At 65.8% G+C, this 19451-nt stretch carries 19 protein-coding genes; 10 read left to right on the top strand and 9 right to left on the bottom strand.

Going from position 1 to position 19451, the window contains the following annotated elements; genetic code table 11:
• Positions 1–9: 9 nt before the first annotated feature.
• The gene (locus tag AC56LY_RS01695; protein WP_499575971.1) at positions 10–675 is read right to left on the bottom strand and encodes a DUF2076 domain-containing protein; all 666 of its coding nucleotides are present in this window, start codon (positions 673–675) and stop codon (positions 10–12) included.
• A 112-nt stretch (positions 676–787) separates the two neighbouring features.
• Between AC56LY_RS01695 and AC56LY_RS01690 the strand changes: the two genes are divergently transcribed.
• Positions 788–1198 carry a VOC family protein gene (locus AC56LY_RS01690; RefSeq protein ID WP_499575969.1) on the top strand — a complete coding sequence of 137 codons (411 nt, stop codon included), beginning with the start codon at positions 788–790 and terminating at the stop codon, positions 1196–1198.
• Positions 1199–1289: 91 nt separating this feature from the next.
• The gene (locus AC56LY_RS01685) at positions 1290–1826 is read left to right on the top strand and encodes a DUF2058 domain-containing protein (RefSeq protein ID WP_183557442.1); all 537 of its coding nucleotides are present in this window, start codon (positions 1290–1292) and stop codon (positions 1824–1826) included.
• 53 nt (positions 1827–1879) lie between these two features.
• Here AC56LY_RS01685 and AC56LY_RS01680 read toward each other — a convergent pair whose 3' ends face one another.
• The 7 genes from AC56LY_RS01680 to xapA form a co-directional block, all read right to left on the bottom strand.
• Positions 1880–2203 carry a hypothetical protein gene (locus tag AC56LY_RS01680; protein ID WP_499575967.1) on the bottom strand — a complete coding sequence of 108 codons (324 nt, stop codon included), beginning with the start codon at positions 2201–2203 and terminating at the stop codon, positions 1880–1882.
• A 124-nt stretch (positions 2204–2327) separates the two neighbouring features.
• Positions 2328–2732 carry a cytidine deaminase gene (locus tag AC56LY_RS01675; protein ID WP_482897567.1) on the bottom strand — a complete coding sequence of 135 codons (405 nt, stop codon included), beginning with the start codon at positions 2730–2732 and terminating at the stop codon, positions 2328–2330.
• A 10-nt stretch (positions 2733–2742) separates the two neighbouring features.
• Positions 2743–4065, bottom strand: a complete 1323-nt coding sequence (gene deoA / locus AC56LY_RS01670) for a thymidine phosphorylase (RefSeq protein ID WP_499575966.1) — start codon at positions 4063–4065, stop codon at positions 2743–2745.
• 83 nt (positions 4066–4148) lie between these two features.
• Entirely contained in the window at positions 4149–6527 is a 2379-nt protein-coding gene (locus AC56LY_RS01665; protein WP_499575965.1) for an aldehyde dehydrogenase family protein, read from the bottom strand.
• 13 nt (positions 6528–6540) lie between these two features.
• A complete protein-coding gene (gene deoC / locus AC56LY_RS01660) occupies positions 6541–7497 on the bottom strand; it encodes a deoxyribose-phosphate aldolase (RefSeq protein WP_499575964.1) in 957 nt (318 codons plus the stop codon).
• Positions 7494–8687, bottom strand: a complete 1194-nt coding sequence (locus AC56LY_RS01655; protein WP_499575962.1) for a phosphopentomutase — start codon at positions 8685–8687, stop codon at positions 7494–7496. Before AC56LY_RS01655 ends, deoC begins: the two co-directional genes overlap by 4 nt.
• Before the next feature lie 27 nt (positions 8688–8714).
• Positions 8715–9557, bottom strand: a complete 843-nt coding sequence (gene xapA / locus AC56LY_RS01650) for a xanthosine phosphorylase (RefSeq protein ID WP_258836453.1) — start codon at positions 9555–9557, stop codon at positions 8715–8717.
• Positions 9558–9805: 248 nt separating this feature from the next.
• On the opposite strand from xapA, the gene AC56LY_RS01645 reads away from it, so the two are divergent.
• From AC56LY_RS01645 to crtB, 8 genes are all read left to right on the top strand, one after another.
• Complete coding sequence (locus AC56LY_RS01645; RefSeq protein WP_499575960.1) at positions 9806–10912, top strand: carbohydrate kinase; 1107 nt, start codon at positions 9806–9808, stop codon at positions 10910–10912.
• Between the two features lie 13 nt (positions 10913–10925).
• On the top strand, positions 10926–11843 hold the full coding sequence (locus AC56LY_RS01640) for a pseudouridine-5'-phosphate glycosidase (RefSeq protein ID WP_499575958.1): 918 nt from the start codon (positions 10926–10928) through the stop codon (positions 11841–11843).
• A gap of 19 nt (positions 11844–11862) precedes the next feature.
• Positions 11863–12771, top strand: a complete 909-nt coding sequence (locus AC56LY_RS01635; protein WP_499575956.1) for a LysR family transcriptional regulator — start codon at positions 11863–11865, stop codon at positions 12769–12771.
• Between the two features lie 160 nt (positions 12772–12931).
• Positions 12932–13933 (top strand): polyprenyl synthetase family protein, encoded by a 1002-nt coding sequence (locus tag AC56LY_RS01630; RefSeq protein ID WP_499575953.1) that lies wholly within the window; start codon positions 12932–12934, stop codon positions 13931–13933.
• A gap of 26 nt (positions 13934–13959) precedes the next feature.
• Positions 13960–15261, top strand: a complete 1302-nt coding sequence (locus tag AC56LY_RS01625; protein ID WP_499575951.1) for a glycosyltransferase — start codon at positions 13960–13962, stop codon at positions 15259–15261.
• On the top strand, positions 15254–16465 hold the full coding sequence (crtY, locus tag AC56LY_RS01620; protein ID WP_499575949.1) for a lycopene beta-cyclase CrtY: 1212 nt from the start codon (positions 15254–15256) through the stop codon (positions 16463–16465). The genes AC56LY_RS01625 and crtY overlap by 8 nt, the downstream gene beginning before the upstream one ends.
• Positions 16462–17988: a phytoene desaturase gene (locus tag AC56LY_RS01615; protein ID WP_499560110.1), complete on the top strand. Its 1527-nt coding sequence runs from the start codon at positions 16462–16464 to the stop codon at positions 17986–17988. The genes crtY and AC56LY_RS01615 overlap by 4 nt, the downstream gene beginning before the upstream one ends.
• The gene (gene crtB, locus AC56LY_RS01610; protein ID WP_499575947.1) at positions 17985–18980 is read left to right on the top strand and encodes a 15-cis-phytoene synthase CrtB; all 996 of its coding nucleotides are present in this window, start codon (positions 17985–17987) and stop codon (positions 18978–18980) included. The genes AC56LY_RS01615 and crtB overlap by 4 nt, the downstream gene beginning before the upstream one ends.
• Here crtB and AC56LY_RS01605 read toward each other — a convergent pair.
• Positions 18886–19410, bottom strand: a complete 525-nt coding sequence (locus AC56LY_RS01605) for a sterol desaturase family protein (RefSeq protein WP_183557398.1) — start codon at positions 19408–19410, stop codon at positions 18886–18888. The genes crtB and AC56LY_RS01605 overlap by 95 nt on opposite strands.
• Between the last annotated feature and the right edge of the window lie 41 nt (positions 19411–19451).

Here is a 19451-nt window from a genome sequence, read left to right as displayed (position 1 = left end):
CCGGCCTGATCAGCCGAACACGCCCTCGTCCGACCCGTCGCCATCGAAGAACCCGCTCGGCTCATCGCCATGGTTGCTGTCGGCCAGCGGATCGTCAGCCGCGTTCGGTTCATCGATAGCACCGATTCCCGCCTGGTCGGCCAGGGCGCCACCGCTGCTCGTCTCGCCCGCACCATTGTCGGCCAGCAAATGATTGGCACCACCTTCTGCGCCGCCGTGAGCCCCACCATGATCGAGCAGATTGCCGATACCCTGGAACAGGAAGCTGCCCGCGGCCACGCCAGCCGCCGTGGCCGCGATCGTGCCCAGCATGCCGCCGCCGGCGCCGCCCAGGAAGCCGCCGCTGCGGGCTGGTGTTGCTGCACCCTGCGCTGCGCTTTGCACCGGCGCCGGTGACGATGGATTACTTTGCGCCGAATTGCCCCACGTATTCGCGTCGAGGAACCCGCCGCTGCTCTTCGTGGTCTGACGTTCCAGCTCGGCGATGCGCGCCTTGGCATTGCCCAGCGCCTGCTCCACCAGCAGCGCGCGCTGCACAAGCAGGTAAGCGGCATCCGGTTGCTCGGCCACGGCGCGCTGGATCAGCGCATCGGCTTGCGGATCTTTCGTCACGCCACGGGCCTGGACCAGCTGGCCCAGGAAGTCCTGCAAGGTTTTTTCGTCTGACGGGTTCATGATGGTCTCCGGTTGGAAGGTACGATATGCTTACATTGTGGGCCCGTTGTCGAAATTTCAAGCATCTTTGGATTGTCTTCGCTGTTCCGACCAACCGAACCGGGAGCGTTTCATGCCTTCCACCGTCGTCCCCTGCCTGCGTTACCACGACACCCCCGCCATGCTCGCCTGGCTGTGCACGAATTTCGGCTTTACGATACGGCGTTGCATCCCCGGCCGGCAGGGCGAAGTAGCCCATGCCGAGCTCACACTGGGGGATGGCATGGTGATGATCGGCACCCATTCGGAAGATGACTATGGCCGCTTGCTGGCGACACCGGCGCAGGCCGGCGGCTTGCTGACGCAAACGATCTGGCTCCACGTGGATGATGCCGACGCCGTGCATGCCCGCGTGCTCGGCAGCGGCGCGGTGATCACCCAGCCGATCGGCGACGCGCCGCAGGGTGGGCGCGCATTCGCCTGCCGCGATCCGGAGGGCCATCTGTGGCAGGTCGGCACCTACGATCCCTGGGGCGTCGCCTGATGCTGGCTCGGCGCAGCGCTTGTTTGCTATGCTAGCGCCCTTGCGCCGCCTTCGTGATCGGGCGGCCCGTCATATTTAGGGAAAGCACATTATGGTTTCGCTGCAAGAGCAGTTACTCAAGGCCGGCCTGGTCGACAAGAAAAAGGTCAAACAGGTCACACAGGCAAAAAGCAAACAGCACAAGCACGAGCTGCGCACGGGCGTGGAGTCGGTCAACGAAGCGCGCGAAGCAGCGCTCGAGCTGCAGCGCAAGAACGCCGAGCGTGCGCGCGAGCTGAACACCCAGCGCGATGCGGCCGCTGCGCAAAAAGCCATCCTGGCGCAGATCGCGCAGATGGTGCAGAAGAACAAGCAGCCCAAGGGCAAGGGCGACGTCCCTTACAACTTTACGTTCGGTACCAAGATCGAGCGCATCCACGTGACGTCGCAGATCGTCGAGCACCTGGTGGCGGGCCGCCTGGTAATCGTGCACATGAATGGCAGCTTCGAGCTGGTGCCGCGCATCATCGGCGAGAAAATCGCCCAGCGCGATGCGTCGATCGTCGTGCAGATCAAGAAGAAAGTACAGGAAGTGGAAGAGGACGATCCGTACGCGGACTTCAAGATTCCGGACGATCTGATGTGGTAATGGTGGGTTGTAACGCGGTTGGAACGGCGTTGCAACGCCGTTCCAGTACTACATTATTTCTTGGTCTTGTCTTCGATGTTCTGCGTCGCTGAGCCGGTCCGGCTCGCGCTCGAGGTACGCTCGGTCTGCTTCTTAGGCTGACCCATGCCTGCCGCCGTGGTTTCCTGCTTGCTGGTGCCCTGGAAATCGGTCGAGACCGAGTTCGCACTGTCTTCCGGCTCCGCTGCAGGATTGGCGCGCTTGTCCGCAGTGCCCATCACCGGTGCTTTTTGCTGGGTAGCCCCTGCTTTGGCTGGCTGCGGCGTGGTTGGGGTGGTCTGGGCTGCGGCACTTGCCGCGATGACGACGCCACTAAGCAAGACGATCAATTTTTTCATAACAAGCTCCAAGTCGATATGTATATATCATCAATTTGTGATCAACTTGGCGATTACAAGGGCTGATTGATCGAAGCTGCGATCATGGCGCGCAGACGTTTCTGCGCGCCATGAACACTTTCCTTCAGGACTGCAGGTCCTGGCCCCCGAACGCATTCGGTAACTGCGCCGCTGCCGTGGTCTCGAACATGGCACCCGTCAGATTGGTCAGGATCACCGGCAGTTCATTGCCACCCAATTCCAGGATCACTTGCCGGCAAGCGCCGCACGGCGCGATCGGACCTTCGGTCTGGCCGATCACGGCCAGCGCTGCAAAGTCGCCTGGCTTGTAGCCGTTGGCAATGGCGCTGAAGAACGCCGTGCGCTCTGCACAATTGCACAGGCCGTAGGCGGCATTTTCCACATTGCAGCCGCGGAAGATGCGGCCATCCTTGCATTCGAGCGCTGCGCCCACCTGGAAGTTGGAATACGGCGCGTACGCCAGCTCGCGCGCGGCGCGCGCTTCATCGATCAGTTTTGTGTAAGTCATGGTGTTTCTTTCAAGGACGGACGATGCGGTGAATCATTGGCTCGGCAGCCGGCTGCGTGTCGCCGATCTGGTAAGCCGCCTGCACCTGACGTACAGCGCGCTCGGCCGCCTCCGCCGAACGTGCATGCACCATGGCCAGCGGCTGGCCAACGGCGATCCCGTCACGCAGTTCAACCAGGCCCGTCAGGCCCACGGCGAAGTCGATGCTGTCCTGTGGCCGCACACGCCCGCCTCCCAGCGCGACGACCGCGAGGCCCAGGCCACGGGTGTCGACCGAGACGGCATAGCCGGCCTGCAGGGCTGGCGCGGGCACGATAACGGGCGCCGTTTCCAGATGCGCGTCCGGCTTGTCCATCAGGTCGGCCGGGCCGCCCAGCGCCGCAACCATGCGCGCGAAGCGCTCGGCCGCCTCGCCCGAATCGAGTGCGGTTTGCAGCTTGGCACGTGCTTCGGCATCCGTGCCTGCCAGGCCCGAAATCACCAGCATCTCCGCGCACAGCGCCATCGTCACTTCGTGCAGGCGTGCCGGGCGCGCCTTGCCGGTCAGGTAATCGATGGCGACGCGCACTTCCACCGCATTGCCGGCTGCGTGGCACAGCGACTCGTTCATGCCGGTCAGGATGGCCGACGTGCGGGTGCCGGCGCCATTGCCGACGCTGACGATCGATTCGGCCAGTTCCAGCGATTTCTCCGCCGTCGGCATGAAGGCGCCGCTGCCCACTTTCACGTCCATCACCAGCGCATCGAGACCCGCCGACAGCTTTTTCGACAGGATCGAGCCGGTGATCATGGCCACCGATTCGACGGTCGCCGTGGTGTCGCGGATGCTGTAGAAGCGCTTGTCAGCCGGCGCCAGCTGCGCGGTTTGGCCGATGATGGCGACGCCAACGTCTTTCACCACCTTGCGGAAGGTGTCCGGGTCGGGCACGGTGCTGTAGCCGGGGATCGCGTCGAACTTGTCGAGCGTGCCGCCGGTGTGGCCCAGGCCCCGGCCCGAGATCATCGGCACGAAGCCACCGCAGGCCGCGATCATCGGGCCGAGCATCAGCGAGACGACGTCGCCGACGCCGCCGGTCGAGTGCTTGTCGACGACCGGGCCTGGCAGGTCCAGTGATGTCCATTCCATGACCTGGCCCGAGTCGCGCATCGCCAGCGTGAAGGCGACGCGTTCATCCATCGTCATGTCGTTGAAGTAGACCGCCATCGCCAGCGCAGCGATCTGGCCTTCGGTGACGCTGCCGTCAGGGATGCCGCGGACAAAAAACTGGATCTCTTCGGCCGACAGGATGCCGCCATCGCGTTTTTTGCGGATGATTTCTTGGGGGAGGAACATGGGGACGTCTCTATCAATTATTGGCTTCAAAACGTCATTCCCGGCCTTGGCCGGGAATGACGTTGTTGTGGATTGGTGGTGTGTTACACGCCGTACGGGATCCAGACGTTCTTCACCTGGCTCGCATGCTGCAGCACGACACGGCCGCCAGCCTGCTTCGGATCGAACCAGTCGCGCCCTTTCGCGCCGCCGGTCCAGGTGCGCTTGAGCGTCTCGCTCGACAGGCGCTCGACTTCAGCACACCCCTCGGCCGAACCGTCGTGGCGCCACACGGCATCGATCTCGCCGTGCGAGGCCAGCGTGCGCGCCAGTTCGTCGGCCGAACCAGTGACGATATTGAGCGCCCCACCCGGCAGGTCCGACGTATCGAGCACCTGATACAAATCGATCGCCGACAGCGGATACTGCTCCGACGGTACCGCCACCACGCGGTTGCCCAGCGCCAGCGCCGGGGCGACCAGCGAGATGAAGCCCAGCAGCGGGTTCTCGTTCGGGCACACGATGCCGATCACGCCCACCGGTTCGTTCAGCGCCACGGTGATGCCGTGCATCGGCGGCTGGTGCACCTGGCCGTCGTACTTGTCGGCCCAGGCAGCCCAGTAGAACAGGCGCTCGACCGAGGCGGCCACTTCGCGCGCGGCGTCGTTTGAGCCGGTCTGCTGCGCAATGCGCGCGGCGAATTCGTCGGCGCGGATCGCCAGGTTCTCGGCGATGTAGTACAGCACCTGCGCGCGATTGTGCGCCGTGGCCTTGGCCCAGCCGGCCGCCTTGTGCGCCGCTTCGACCGCGTTGCGGATGTCCTTGCGGCTGCCTTCGCCGATGTCGGCCAGGAAGGCGCCGTTGGCGCCATTGATCGCGCGGCTGTAGGCGCCGTCAGGGCGCGCCTGCTTGCCGCCGATGTACAGCTTGGCGGTGCGGTCGATCGCGAACGGGCTGTCGGTGTCCGCTGCTTTCACTGCGCCCTTCGCGGCAAACACCGGCGCGGCAGGCCGTGCATCTTCCGACAGCGGCGTCAGGTATTCGTACATGCCTTCCTTGCCGCCTTCGCGGCCATAGCCCGATTCCTTGTAGCCGCCGAAACCGCAGCCTGCATCGAACTGGTTCGCCGTGTTGATCCAGACCACGCCGGCCTTGATCTGCGGGACGACGTCCAGCGCCAGGCTGATCGACTCGCTCCAGACGCAGGCAGCCAGGCCGTAGACGGTGTTGTTCGCCAGTTGCACGGCTTCCGCCGGGGTGCGGAAGCTCATCGCCACCAGCACCGGCCCGAAGATTTCGGCCTGCGCTACGGCGGCCGACGTCGACGCGCCCGTGATCAGGGTTGGCAGATACCACGAACCCGCCGTCGACAACTCGCCCGTCGGTTGCCAGACTTCGCAACCTTCGGCGCGGGCCGATTCGACCAGACCGTGGATGCGCTGCTGCTGCACCGGATCCACCAGTGCGCCGATGTCGTTCGACTTGTCCAGTGGCGAACCGACACGCAGGGTTTCCATGCGCGCCTTGACCTTCTTGATGAAGCGCTCGTACACCGATTCCTGCACCAGGAGGCGCGAACCGGCGCAGCAGACCTGGCCCTGGTTGAACCAGATCGAGTCGACCAGGCCTTCGACGGCGGCGTCCAGGTCGGCGTCATCGAACACGATGAAGGGCGACTTGCCACCCAGTTCGAGCGACAGCTTCTTGCCGCTGCCAGCGGTCGACTTGCGGATCAGGCGACCGACTTCGGTCGAGCCGGTGAACGCGATCTTGTCGATGCCCGGATGATTGACGATCGCCTCGCCCACGCGGCCATCGCCCGTGACGATATTGACGACACCGGCCGGCACGCCAGCGCGCTGGCAGATTTCGGCAAACAGCAAGGCGGTCAATGGCGTGTACTCGGCCGGCTTGAACACCACGGTGTTGCCGGCAGCCAGCGCCGGCGCGATCTTCCACGCCAGCATCAGGAGCGGGAAGTTCCACGGCACGATCTGGCCGACGACACCGACGGCGCGGTAGTCCGCGAACTCTTCGGCCTGCAGCTGCGCCCAGCCGGCGTGATGGTAGAAATGGCGGGCCACGAGCGGCAGGTCGGCGTCGCGCGTTTCGCGGATCGTCTTGCCGTTGTCGAGCGTTTCGAGCACGGCGAACAGGCGCGCATGCTTTTGCAGCAGGCGCGAAAGCGCGTACATGATCTTGGCGCGGCCATGGCCACCCAGCGCGACCCAGCCCGGCTGCGCGCGGCGCGCGGCTGCGACGGCACGTTCGACATCATCGTCCGTCGCCTGCGTGACCTGCGCCAGTTCGACGCCATCGGCCGGATTGGTCGTGGCGAACGTTTCACCGGCGTCGCTCCAGGCGTTGTCGATGAAGAGGCCAAAGCGGCGCTCGTGACCGTCCAGCCATGCTTGCGCTTCCTTGGTGGTCTCGAGAGCGGGGCCGTAGTCCATGGTCTGAAGAATCTCTTTAATTGTTGGCATGACGTATCCGGATTTAAGGTTGCGCGTGACGATGGGCGGCCGAGTAGTTCCCGGTCACGTAGTGCTCGAGCTGACGTTCGATGTCGGTCAGGAGGCTCGATGCACCGATGCGGAACAGGTGCGGCTGCAGCCAGTCGTTGCCCAGTTCTTCCTTCATCACGGTCAGGTATTGCAGCGCCGACTTCGCGGTCGAGACGCCGCCGGCCGGCTTGTAGCCGACCTGGAAACCGGTCAGTTCGTGGTAGTCGCGAATCGCGCGCACCATCACCAGCGAGACCGGGATGGTGGCGTTCACGCCTTCCTTGCCGGTCGAGGTCTTGATGAAGTCCGCGCCGGCCATCATGCAGACCCACGAGGCTTTCGCTACATTCTCCAGCGTGACCAGGTCACCGGTGGCCAGGATGGCTTTGACGTGCGCGTCGCCGCAAGCCTGGCGGTACGCGACCATCTCGTCGTACAGCGCCTGCCAGTTGCCGAGCAGGACGTGCTGGCGCGTGATGACGATGTCGATTTCGGTGGCGCCGGCAGCGACTGACAGTTCGATCTCGCGCAGCTTGGTTTCCATGCTCGACAGGCCGGCCGGGAATGCCGTGGACACCGCGGCGATCGGCAAGCGGCCCTGCAACACCTTGACGGCCGGCGTGATCATCTCGTGATAGACGCAGACGGCGCCGGTGCTGAGGGTCTCGAGACCCAGCGCGGCCATCAGGTCGGCGCGCAGCGGGCGCATCGCCTTCATGCACAGGCGCTCGACGCGGCCCGGCGTGTCGTCGCCCGACAGCGTGGTCAGGTCGATGCACTCGATCGCGCGCACCAGCCATGCGGCCTGGTATTCCTTCTTCACCGTGCGGCGGTTCGCGAGGCTGGCGGCGCGGCGGTCAGCCGCGTTGCGGTTGACCTTGAGACTGTTGATCAGGCCAAGGTCCAGGTCCATGGCGACGTTGCGTTTGAAGTCCAGCGGCTGGCTCATAGCTGTGCGATTCCGTTCGAGAGTGGTTTGACGCCGAGGTGCTTGGCCAGCGTGGCGCCGATGTCCGAGAAGGTGTCGGCGACCGGCAGTTCCTGCGGCGCGACGTTCGGGCCGAAGAAGATCATCGGGATGTGTTCGCGGGTATGGTCCGAACCCGGCGCGGTCGGGTCGCACCCGTGGTCGGCGGTGAGAACGACCAGGTCGCCGTCCTTCAGCTTGGCCATGAATTCCGGCAGGCGCGCATCCAGCTCGTGCAGCGCATTGGCGTAGCCGGCGACGTCGCGGCGGTGGCCGAAGTGCATGTCGAAGTCGACGAAGTTGACGAACGTGAGCGACTTGTCGCCCGCTTCGTCGGCCACTTCGAGCAGGCGGTCAAAGAGCGCCATATTGTCCGGGCCCTTGATCAGGCGCGTGACGCCCTGCCCTGCATAGATGTCGCTGATCTTGCCAAGAGCGAAGACGTCGCCGCCGGCATCCTTGACGTGGTCCAGCAGCGTCGGCGCGACCGGCGGCACGGCGTAGTCGTGGCGGTTCGACGTGCGCTTGTAGTCGCCGTTGGCGCCCGTGAACGGACGCGCGATCACGCGGCCGATGTTGTACGGCTTGACCAGTTCATAGGCCGCTTCGCAGACGGCGTACAGGCGCTCCAGACCGAAGTGCTCTTCGTGCGCAGCGATCTGCAGCACCGAGTCTGCCGACGTATACAGGATCGGCTTGCCGCTGGCGACGTGCTCATCGCCGAAGTCGTTGATGACGGTGGTGCCCGAGGCGTGGCAGTTGGCCAGCCAGCCCGGCACGCCGGTCAACGCCTGCAGCTTGTCAGTCAGCTCCTTCGGGAACGACGGCACGGTCTTCGGGAAGTAACCCCAGTCGAACAGCACCGGCACACCGGCGATTTCCCAGTGGCCGCTCTGCGTGTCCTTGCCGGTCGACTGTTCGCGCGCGATGCCCCAGGCGCCGGTGAAACCGTCGCGCTGGCTGAAACCCGGCGCCCATTCGCCGCTGGCCTTGTGGCCGGCCGCGCCCAGGCCGAGGCGCTCGAGATTCGGCAGCGCCATCGGCTTGCCTTCCTTCGCAGCCCATTCGGCGATGTGGCCGAAGGTGTTGGCGTCAAGGTCGCCATATTTGTCGGCATCGGGCAGCGCGCCCAGGCCGAAGGAGTCCAGCAGGAGGATGAATGCACGGGACATTGGATCGCTCGCTTTCGGTAAGTGTGATTAAGCGTCTGCGCGTGGGGTCGAACCAAGGCGCTCGATATACGCGTGGATCAGCGTGACCATGTCCTTGGCCGCGATCGCCGCGTACTTCAGGGTCTGCTCGTGCGACAGCGCGAACGGCGACAGGCCTTCGGCCAGGTTCGTGATTGCCGAGACGGCCGTCACTTTCAGGCCACAGTGGCGCGCCGCGATCACTTCAGGGATCAGCGACATGCCGACGACATCGGCGCCCAGCGTCTTGAAGGCGCGGATTTCGGCGACGGTCTCGAAGTGCGGGCCGGCAGCGGCCAGGTACACGCCTTCATTCAGCACGATGCCCTTCTCTTTGGCGACGGCCTTGACCTGCTCGCGCGTCTCGGCGTCATACGCATTGGACATGCTGAAGAAGCGCGGGCCGAAGCGCTCGTCGTTCGGGCCCGACATCGGGCTGCCTGGCAAGAAGTTGATGTGGTCGGTGATCGCGACCAGCGAGCCGGCATCGGCTTCGATGTTCAGCGAGCCGGCGGCGTTGGTCACGAACAGCAGTTCGCAGCCGATCTGCTTCAGGGTACGCACGGCGTTGGTCATCACGCCCGGGCCGTAGCCTTCGTAGAAGTGGCCGCGGCCCTTCATGCAGGCGACCGGCACGCCGGCCAGTTCGCCCAGCACCAGTTCACCGGCGTGGCCGTGCACGGTGCTGATCGGGAAGCCCGGCAGGTCGGCGTAGCTGATCGAGACGGCGTCCGTCATCTGTTCGGCCAGCACACCCAGTCCGGAGCCGAGGATCAGCGCGACGCGCGGTGCAAAGCCCGGCTTGCGGGCGCGGATGATGTCGGCGGCGTCGAACGGGAGATTGCTGGACATGTTATTCCTTGTGAGGTCTGGTGATTTGGGGAAGTGGGGATGAGGCTGGAACGGCCTTCGCAGGCGCGGCGGCATCTGGTCAGCTGAATATTATAACTATGCATGAATGCCGATATGTATGGCAAATACACTTTTTCTTCCCGATTTATATGTTTTCGCGATAAATTAGCAGGACCACGCCGACGTTGACGGCGCCATGACAAATGTCTAGCATTGCCGGACATAAGTTTAAACCAGTCTGCCGAGCGATGCCCAAAAAAGACCAGTTGTACGAGCTGATCCGCGCCAACCCGTTCATCTCCCAGCAAGACATGGCTGCCCGGCTGGGCCTGTCGCGTTCGGCCGTGGCCAACTACATTGCTACGCTCGTGCGCGAGCGGCGCATCCTCGGCCGCGCCTATGTGCTGCCGGATCACCGTCCCGTCGTCTGTATCGGCGCGTCGAATCTCGACCGCAAGCTGCGCTCGCTCGGCCCGCTGGCCCTGGGCACATCGAATCCGGCGCGCCAGACCGAGTCGTTCGGCGGCGTGGCGCGCAATATCGCCGAGAACCTCGCGCGCCTGGGCGCCCCGACGAGTCTCATCACGGCAGTCGGCCCGGACGCCTCGGGCCGCGCGCTGCTCGCGCATGCCGACGAAGCCGGCATCGATACGCGCAGCGTGCTGCTGGTCGACGGCACGGCCAGCGGCACCTACACGGCGGTGCTCGATGAAGATGGCGAAATGCGTGTCGCGCTGGCCGACATGGCGATCAACGACGCGCTCACGCCCGCGTTCTTTGCCAGCCGCGCGCCGCAGCGCGCCGGCGCCGCGCTGATCGTGGCCGACCTGAACCTGCCGCAGGATGCCGTGGCCGGGTTGCTGGGCGACGCACTGGCGAGTGGCGTGCCGATGGTCGTCGTCGCCGTGTCCGAACCGAAGATCAACCGCCTGCCGCGCGACCTGCGCGGCCTGCGCCTCTTGATCCTGAACCTGGGCGAGCTGGCAGAGCGCGCCGGCCGCGCGATGGACAGCGAGGCCGCGATCGCGCGCGCCTGCGCCAACTTGCAGGCCGACGGCGCGCAGGACGTGATCGTCACGCGCGGCGCGCAGGGCGTCATGTTTACCACGCCCGATGGCCTGCGCAGCCTGGCCGCGCCGGTCGTCGACGTCGTCGACGTCACCGGCGCCGGCGACGCCTTTGCCGCCGCCGTCTGCTGGAGCCTGTACAGCGGCGCGACCTCGCTCGACCTGGCCTGCCGCCGCGGCCTGGCGCTATCCTCCATGACCATCGGCTGCGCGCAGACGGTCTGCCCCCAACTTGCGCCCGGCCTGCTCGACGAACCGGCCGGTAGCCAACTCCCTATTACTGATTAACCAGAAACCACCCATGCACAACTTCCTCCTGCTCTCGCCCGAAGTGGCCGCCGCCCGCACCGCCGGCAAACCGATCGTCGCCCTCGAGTCGACCATCATCTCGCACGGCATGCCGTACCCGCAGAACGTGCGCACCGCGCGCGAGGTCGAGCAGATCATCCGCGACGCCGGCGCCGTGCCGGCCACGATCGCCGTCATCGCCGGCAAGATCTGCATCGGCCTGTCGGACGAGCAGCTCGAACTCCTCGGTTCCTCGCCCGACGCGATGAAAGTGAGCCGGCGCGATCTGGCCTACGTGCTGGCGCAGGCGCGCCTGGGCGCGACCACCGTTGCCGCGACGATGATCTGCGCGCAGCTGGCCGGTATCGAAGTGTTCGTCACCGGCGGCATCGGCGGCGTGCACCGCGGCGCCGAAACGAGCTTCGACATCTCGGCCGACCTGCAGGAACTGGCGCAGACCAGCGTGGCGGTCGTCTGCGCCGGCGTCAAATCGATCCTCGACATTGGCCTCACGCTCGAATACCTGGAAACGCATGGCGTACCGGTGATCAGCGTCGGCCAGCCGGGCTTTCCCGCTTTCTTCACGCGCGAGAGCGGCTTCCAGGCCGACTTCCAGATCGACTCGCCCGAAGACCAGGCGGCGTTCATCCGCACCAAGTGGCAGCTTGGCCTGGCCGGCGGCGTTGTGGTGAGCAATCCGGTACCGGCCGACGCCGCGATGGCGCCGACTGAGATCGACGCCATCATCACGCAGGCGCTGGGCGAGGCTGCCAGCCAGAACGTGACCGGCAAGAAGGTCACGCCGTTCCTGCTGGGCCGCATCAAGGAACTCACGGAGGGCCGCAGCCTGGCCACCAATATCGCGCTGGTCAAGCACAACGCGCTGATCGGCGCGCGCCTGGCCGTGGCGCTGAACCACCGCGCGGCCTGAGTCGTCAGCGTAGCCGCCCATGTCGATCGACCTGAAACAACTGAAGTACTTCCTGGCCGTGGCTGAAGAGAAAAGCTTCAGCCGCGCCGCCGAGCGCCTGCACATATCGCAGCCACCGCTGTCGCAGCAGATCATGAAGCTCGAAAGCGAATTGGGCGTGCGCCTGTTTACCCGCACCACGCGCAGCTTCGAGCTGACCGTGGCCGGACGCGCGCTGATGGTCGAAGCAGCCGACCTGCTGGGCCGGATGCGCATGACGATCGATACCATCCGCCAGATCGACCGCGGCCAGGTGGGCCGGCTGCGCGTGGGCATTGTCGGCTCGGCGATGTGGGGGCCGATCCCTGGCCTGCTCGAACGCTTCCAGACCGATTTCCCGCGCGTGACGTGGACGATCCACGAGCTGGGGCCGAACGACCAGTGGGAAGCACTGCGCAACAAGCAGATCGACGTGGGCTTCTGGCGCGAGCCGCGCATCGAACCGGACGTGCTGAAAGCGGCCAACCTGCGCCAGGAGTTGTGCTTCAAGGAGCAGTTCTGCGTGGCGGTCAATGCGCGCCATCCGCTCTCCAGCCGGGATGCGATCTCGCTGCTCGACATCGCCGGCGAGCCGATGCTCACCCTGCACCTGGACCAGTCGGCCGAGCCGCGCTACTTAATGCAATGCTGCGTGAACGCGGGCTTCGAGCCGACCATTTTCCAGGAAGCGGCCGAGCCACAGACGCTGCTGGCGATGGTGGGGGCCGGCCTGGGCGTGGCCCTGATGCCGGAAACGACAAGCCGCATCGGCTGGCCGGGGGTGCGCTTCCTGCCAATTAACGAGCATGCGCCGTCGGCGAACCTGTATATCAGTTACCCGGCGCAGGACGATGCACCGGTGGTGCGGGCATTTCTCAAAATTCTTTTCCCCGATCCGCCAGCAGTGTGAACAATCGAACCGTTTTTGTCCCGTAAAGCATTGCCTTTCTGCACACATGGGTATAATTTCTAGGCAGAAAACTACGCACGATTGAGGCCAATTAATTATTTTTTAACTTTGGGTCCGGTATGATAGTTATCAAGACCATCAATTTTCCAGAGGAGCTCGTATGACTACAGCAACGCCGCGCTACGACGGGCTCCGCCTGAAAAAATTCGACGACGCCGTGTTCGATGACATCGACACGCTGCGCTCGGCGATCGACGACCGCATTGAACAACTATTGAGCGCAAACGGCCAGTCCGACAGCCTGGCCAAGGCCATGCGCACGTCGGCCCTGTCCGCCGGCAAGCGCATGCGTCCGCTGCTGGTCATGCTGGTCGCGCGCGACCTCGGCTGCGCCTCGCCTGCCCTGATCGATGTGGCCTGCTCGGTCGAACTGGTGCACGCAGCCTCGCTGATCCTCGACGACCTGCCGTGCATGGACGACGCCAGCCTGCGCCGCGGCAAACCGGCAATCCACATCCAGTTTGGGCAGGACGTCGCCATCCTGGCCTCGGTGGCCCTGCTCAGCCGCGCCTTTGGCGTGCTGTCGCAATCCCAGGATATCCAGCCGGCCACCCGCGCGCGCCTGGTCGCGACGCTGGCGCAGACGGTGGGCGACCAGGGCCTCGTGCGCGGCCAGTTCGAAGACCTGCACGGCGGCGCGCGCTCACCCGAGGCGATTGCCACCACCAACGAACTCAAGACCGGCCTGCTGCTGGGCGTTGCCGTCGATATGGCAGCGATCATGTGCCACGCCGACGAAAGCGTGTCGCAGCAGTTGCGCGCCTTCGCACTGGCGGCCGGCCAGGCATTCCAGATCAAGGATGACTTCCTCGACGGCGCCGGCAACGACAGCGCGATCACGGGCAAGGACACCGGCAAGGACATCGGCAAGGCCACCCTGATCAACACGCTCGGCTTCGACGAAGCGCAGCGCCGCCTGTCGGCCTGCCTGATCGAGGCTGATCGCTGCCTGGGCGCCGCCATCGGCGGCAAGGGCCGCACGCGGCACTTCATGGGCGCGCTGTTCGCCAAGGAAGCCAAGGGCACGCGCTTCGTCGCCGAACCCGCCAAGCCGCGCGAACTGCGCCCGAGTCACCAGCTGGCCGAGTTGCGCCTGAACTGAATTCCCCTGATCTGATCACCCCTCGCATGACGCACTTCGCGGTCGTGGCTCCGGCCCTGTATAGCCACTTCAACACGCTGATGGTGCTGGCGCGCGAACTCGTCACGCGCGGCCACCGCGTCACCTTCATCCACCGCCCGGACGCTGCCGCCTACGTCAAAGATGCGCGCGTCGGCTTTCACGCGATCGGCGCTGCCACCCATCCGGCCGGTTCGCTGCCTGCGATGCTCGCACGTGTGGCCAATCCCGGCAGCCCGCTGGGCCTGCGCCGCGTGATCCTCGACATGGCCGCCAGCACCGAGATGCTGTGCCGCGAACTGCCGGCCGCGCTGAAGGCGCTGCAGGTCGACTGCGTGCTGGCCGACCAGATGGAAGCGGCCGGCGGCATGGTCGCCGAAAGTATCGGCATGCCGTTCATCTCGATCGCGTGCGCCCTGCCCGTCAACCGCGAGCCGGGCATCCCGCTGCCCGTGATGCCGTTCGTGTACGAAGACAGCGAGCGCGCCTTCAAGATCGTCGAAGGCAGCACGCGCGTCTATGACTGGATGATGGGCCCGCACCACCGCGCGATCGCGGCACAGGCCGAACGCCTTGGCCTGCCACCACGCAGCATGCTGCACGAATGCCTGTCGCCGCTGGCGCAGATCGCGCAGATCGTGCCGGGCTTCGATTTCCCGCGCCGCGAACTGCCAGCGCATTTTCACCATGTCGGGCCGCTGCACGCGGCCAATGTGGCGCCGGCCTTGAGCCCTGAAGAACTGGCGCCGTTCCTGCCGCCGGCATCCAGCACGCGCCCGTTCATCTACGCGTCGCTTGGCACGCTGGTGAGCGACCGCTACAGCCTCTTCAAGCGCATCGCCAAAGCCTGCAAGCAGCTCGATGCTGACCTCTTGATCGCCCATTGCGGCGGCCTGAGTGACGCGCAGGTGCGCTCGCTCGAAGCCATCGGCACTACGCGCGTGCACGCGTACGTGCCGCAACTGGCCGTGCTGGAACGTGCCAACGCCATCGTCTCGCATGCGGGTGCGAACACGATCATGGAAGCGGTCGCGGCGCGCACACCGATCCTGGCGCTGCCGATTGCCTTTGACCACCCGGGCGGCGCGGCACGTGTCGAGTACAGCGGCGTGGGGCTGCGCGCCTCACCGCGCATGAGCAGCGTGGCCGACCTGACGCGCAAGCTGCGCCGGCTGCTGACCGAGCCGGATTTCGCCGCACGCATGGCGCCGCTGTCCGACGCAATCCGCGTTGCCGGTGGCGCGCCGCGCGCAGCCGACATCATCGAGGCTGCACTGCACCTGCCGACGGCGGTGGCCAGCCATGGATGAGCGCAGCAACAGTAGCCGCACCAGCATCGACCACGACCTGATTCTGGTCGGCGGCGGCCTCGCCAACAGCCTGATTGCCTGGCGCCTGCACACCGAGCGCCCCGAACTGCGCATCCTGCTGCTCGAGCAGGGCCCGCACCTGGGCGGCAACCATACCTGGTCATTCCACGACAGCGACCTGAGCGCGGCCCAGCAGCGCTGGATCGCGCCGCTTGTTTCGCACCGCTGGCCCGGCTACGACGTCCTCTTTCCCGAGCATGTGCGCGCGCTGAATGGCGGCTACGCCAGCATTGCCTCGCCCGATTTTGCGCGCACGATCGAGGCTGCCCTCGGCCCGCTGCTGCGCACCGGCGTGCGGATCGACGCCGTCACGCCCACGAGCGTGCGGCTGGCCGATGGCACGCTGCTGCATGCGCACGCCGTCATCGACGGGCGCGGCCCCAGCGCCAGCCCGCACCTGGCCCTGGGCTACCAGACCTTTCTGGGCCAGGAAGTGCGCCTGCACGCGCCGCACGGTTTGACGCAGCCGGTGATCATGGATGCGAGCGTGGCCCAGCAAGGCGGCTACCGCTTCGTCTACCTGCTGCCGTTCGGCCCCGACCGCGTGCTGATCGAGGACACCCATTACGTCGACAGCGCGGTCTGGGAACCGGAACGGCTGCGCGCCAATATCGCCGCCTACGCCGCCGGGCGCGGCTGGCAGATCCGCGACGTGCTGCGCGAAGAACAGGGCTCGTTGCCGATCGTGCTGGCCGGCGACTTCGACCGCTTCTGGGATGCCCTCGATGGCCAGCCAACCGTCGGCCTGCGCGCCGGCCTGTTTCACCAGACGACCGGGTATTCGCTGCCGGTAGCCGTGCGCCTGGCCGAGCGCATCGCGGCCCTGCCCGACCTGGCGGCGCCATTTGCGGCACAATCGCTGTTTGCTGCGATCCGAAAAGAAGCGCGCGACGAATGGCAGCGCCAGGGCTTTTTCCGCATGCTCAACCGCATGCTGTTCATGGCCGGCAGCCCCGACCACCGCTGGCAGGTGATGCAGCGCTTTTACCGCCTGGGCGCGCCGATGATCGCGCGCTTTTACGCCGGCCGCCTGACATTCGCCGACAAGCTGCGCCTGTTGACCGGCAAACCGCCGGTCCCGGTCATGGAAGCCTTCGTCGCCGTCCGCAAGACACAACCCAATCAGATCAGGAATCCCGAATGAACCAGATGAAAATCGAACCCAAGCGCGCCGTCGTGATCGGCGCCGGCTTCGGTGGCCTGGCCCTGGCCATCCGGCTGCAGGCCGGCGGCACGCAGACCACCCTGCTCGAAAAACGCGACAAACCGGGCGGCCGTGCCTATGTCTACGAAGACCAGGGTTTTACCTTCGACGCTGGCCCCACCGTCATCACGGATCCGACCGCGATCGAAGAACTGTTCACGCTGTGCGGCAAGAAGATCGGCGACTATGTCGAGATGCTGCCAGTCACGCCGTTCTACCGCCTGTGCTGGGAAGACGGCACCTTCTTCGACTACGCAAACGACCAGGAAGCGCTCGACCGCCAGATCCATGCCCTCAATCCGGCTGACGTGGCTGGCTACCAGCGCTTTCTCGCCTATTCGAAAGCCGTGTTCGACGAGGGCTACCTGAAGCTGGGCGCGGTGCCGTTCCTGTCGTTCCGCGACATGATCAACGCCGGCCCGAAGCTGGCGCGTCTCGAAGCATGGAAGAGCGTCTACAGCATGGTCTCGCGCTTCGTGAAGAACGAGCACCTGCGCCAGGCGTTCTCGTTCCATTCGCTGCTGGTGGGCGGCAATCCATTTGCCACCAGCTCGATCTACACGCTGATCCACGCGCTGGAACGGCGCTGGGGCGTCTGGTTCCCGCGCGGCGGCACCGGTGCGCTCGTCAATGGCCTCGTGCGCCTGTTCCAGGACATGGGCGGCAAGCTCGAACTGAACGCCCCGGTGGCGCGCATCGAAACCGTCGGCAACCTAGCCAGCGGCGTGCGGCTGGAAGATGGCCGCTGGTTCCCGGCCGACGCCGTTGCGTCGAACGCCGACGTCGTGCATACCTATGCCAACCTGCTGAGCAACCATGGTCGCGGCAGCAGCCAGGGCGAAACGCTGCGCAAGAAACGCTGGAGCAATTCGCTGTTCGTGATCTACTTTGGCCTCAACAAGCACCATGAGCAACTGCAGCACCACACGGTCTGCTTCGGCGCGCGCTACAAGGACCTGATCACCGAGATCTTCAAGAGCGACAAGCTGGCCGACGACTTTTCGCTGTACCTGCACGCGCCGTGCGTGACCGACCCGTCGCTGGCGCCACCGGGCTGCGGCAGCCACTACGTGCTCGCGCCCGTGCCGCACCTGGGCAATGCGCCGATCGACTGGGATGTCGAAGGGCCGCGCTACCGCGACCGCATCTTCGACTACCTCGAGAAACGCTACATGCCGGGCCTGCGCAGCCAGCTCGTCACGAGCCGCATCTTCACGCCGAATGACTTCCGCGACGAGCTCAATGCGCACGTGGGCTCGGCCTTCTCGCTCGAGCCGATCCTGACGCAAAGCGCCTGGTTCCGCCCGCACAACCGCGACGCCGAACTGCCGAACCTGTACCTGGTCGGCGCCGGTACCCACCCCGGCGCGGGCGTGCCGGGCGTGATCGGTTCGGCCAAGGCCACGGCCGGCCTGATGCTCGAAGGTGTCAACGCGGGAGCGCATGCCGGAGGGCTGCGATGACGACAGAGGCCGGCCAGAACCTGATGGCGCACGCGACCCAGACCATCGAGGTCGGGTCGAAGAGCTTTGCAGCGGCGGCCAAACTGTTCCCGCCGGCCACGCGGCGCGCCGTGCTGATGCTGTATGCGTGGTGCCGTCACTGCGACGACGTCGTCGATGGCCAGGAACTGGGTTTTGCCAGCGCCCCGGTGGCGCAGGCCACGCACAATGCGCCGTTCGAACTCGACCGGCTGTACGACAACACCCGCCGCGCCTACGAGGGCGAGCCGATGCGCGATCCGGCCTTTGCCGCGTTCCAGGAAGTGGCGCTGGGCCACGCAATCGCGCCGCGCTATGCCTACGACCACCTGGCCGGCTTTGCCATGGACGTCAACGAGGCGCGCTACCGCACGATCGACGACACGCTGCGCTACTGCTACCACGTGGCCGGCGTCGTCGGCCTGATGATGGCGTCGATCATGGGGGCGCGCGATGAAGCAGTGCTCGACCGGGCCTGCGACCTGGGGCTCGCGTTCCAGCTGACGAATATCGCGCGCGACATCATTGACGACGCGGCCATCGGCCGTTGCTACGTGCCCGATGCGTGGCTGATCGAGGCCGGCATCCAGCCGGATCTGGTCGCGCTGCCGCGCCACCGCGCCGCGCTGGCGACAGTGGCCGCGCGCCTGGTGGACCATGCGGAGCCGTACTACGCGTCGGCGTCGATTGGTCTGGCAGCGCTGCCGCTGCGCTCGGCTTGGGCGATTGCCACGGCGCGCAATGTGTATCGGCAGATCGGGGTGGAAGTGAAACGGCGCGGACCGCGCGCGTGGGACAAGCGGGTCGGCACGTCAAAGGCGACCAAGCTGCGCCTGCTCGCGCTGGGCGGGCTGCAGGCGCTGGCCTCGCGCCTGCAGTCTAGTCGCGAGCTGCCGGTGCGGCGTGGTCTGTGGCAGCGGCCTGGCCGCGCGGACCCCGCAACTGGTTCTGCTGGGCCTGCAACTGCTGTTTGAGTTTGGTGACGGGCGGCGCGTACAGGAAGCCGAACGACACGGCGCCCTCCTTACCCTCGACCGCATGGTGCATGCGGTGGGCCTGGTACAGGCGCTTGAAGTAGCCGCTGCGCGGCACGTAGCGGAACGGCCAGCGCTGGTGCACCAGGCCGTCGTGGGCGATGAAATACAGCAGGCCGTAGCCGGTCATGCCGGCGCCGATCCATTCGATCCGCCCGTAACCGCGCGTGCCGAACCAGATCAGGGCGATGGCGATGCCGGCAAAGACGACGGCGTACAGGTCGTTCTTTTCGAACCAGCCGGTGCGCGGCTCATGGTGCGAGCGATGCCAGCCCCAGCCGAAGCCGTGCATGATGTACTTGTGCGCGACGATGGAAAACAATTCCATGAAGGCGATGGTGGCGATAACGATGAGCGCGTTGAGCAGCATAATGAAGTAAGCGCCTAGATGGGGTGGCGGGCATGGAAGCG

This window comes from Telluria sp. ZT3P25, from assembly GCF_059685895.1.
This window is presented reverse-complemented; position numbering and strand designations above follow the sequence as displayed.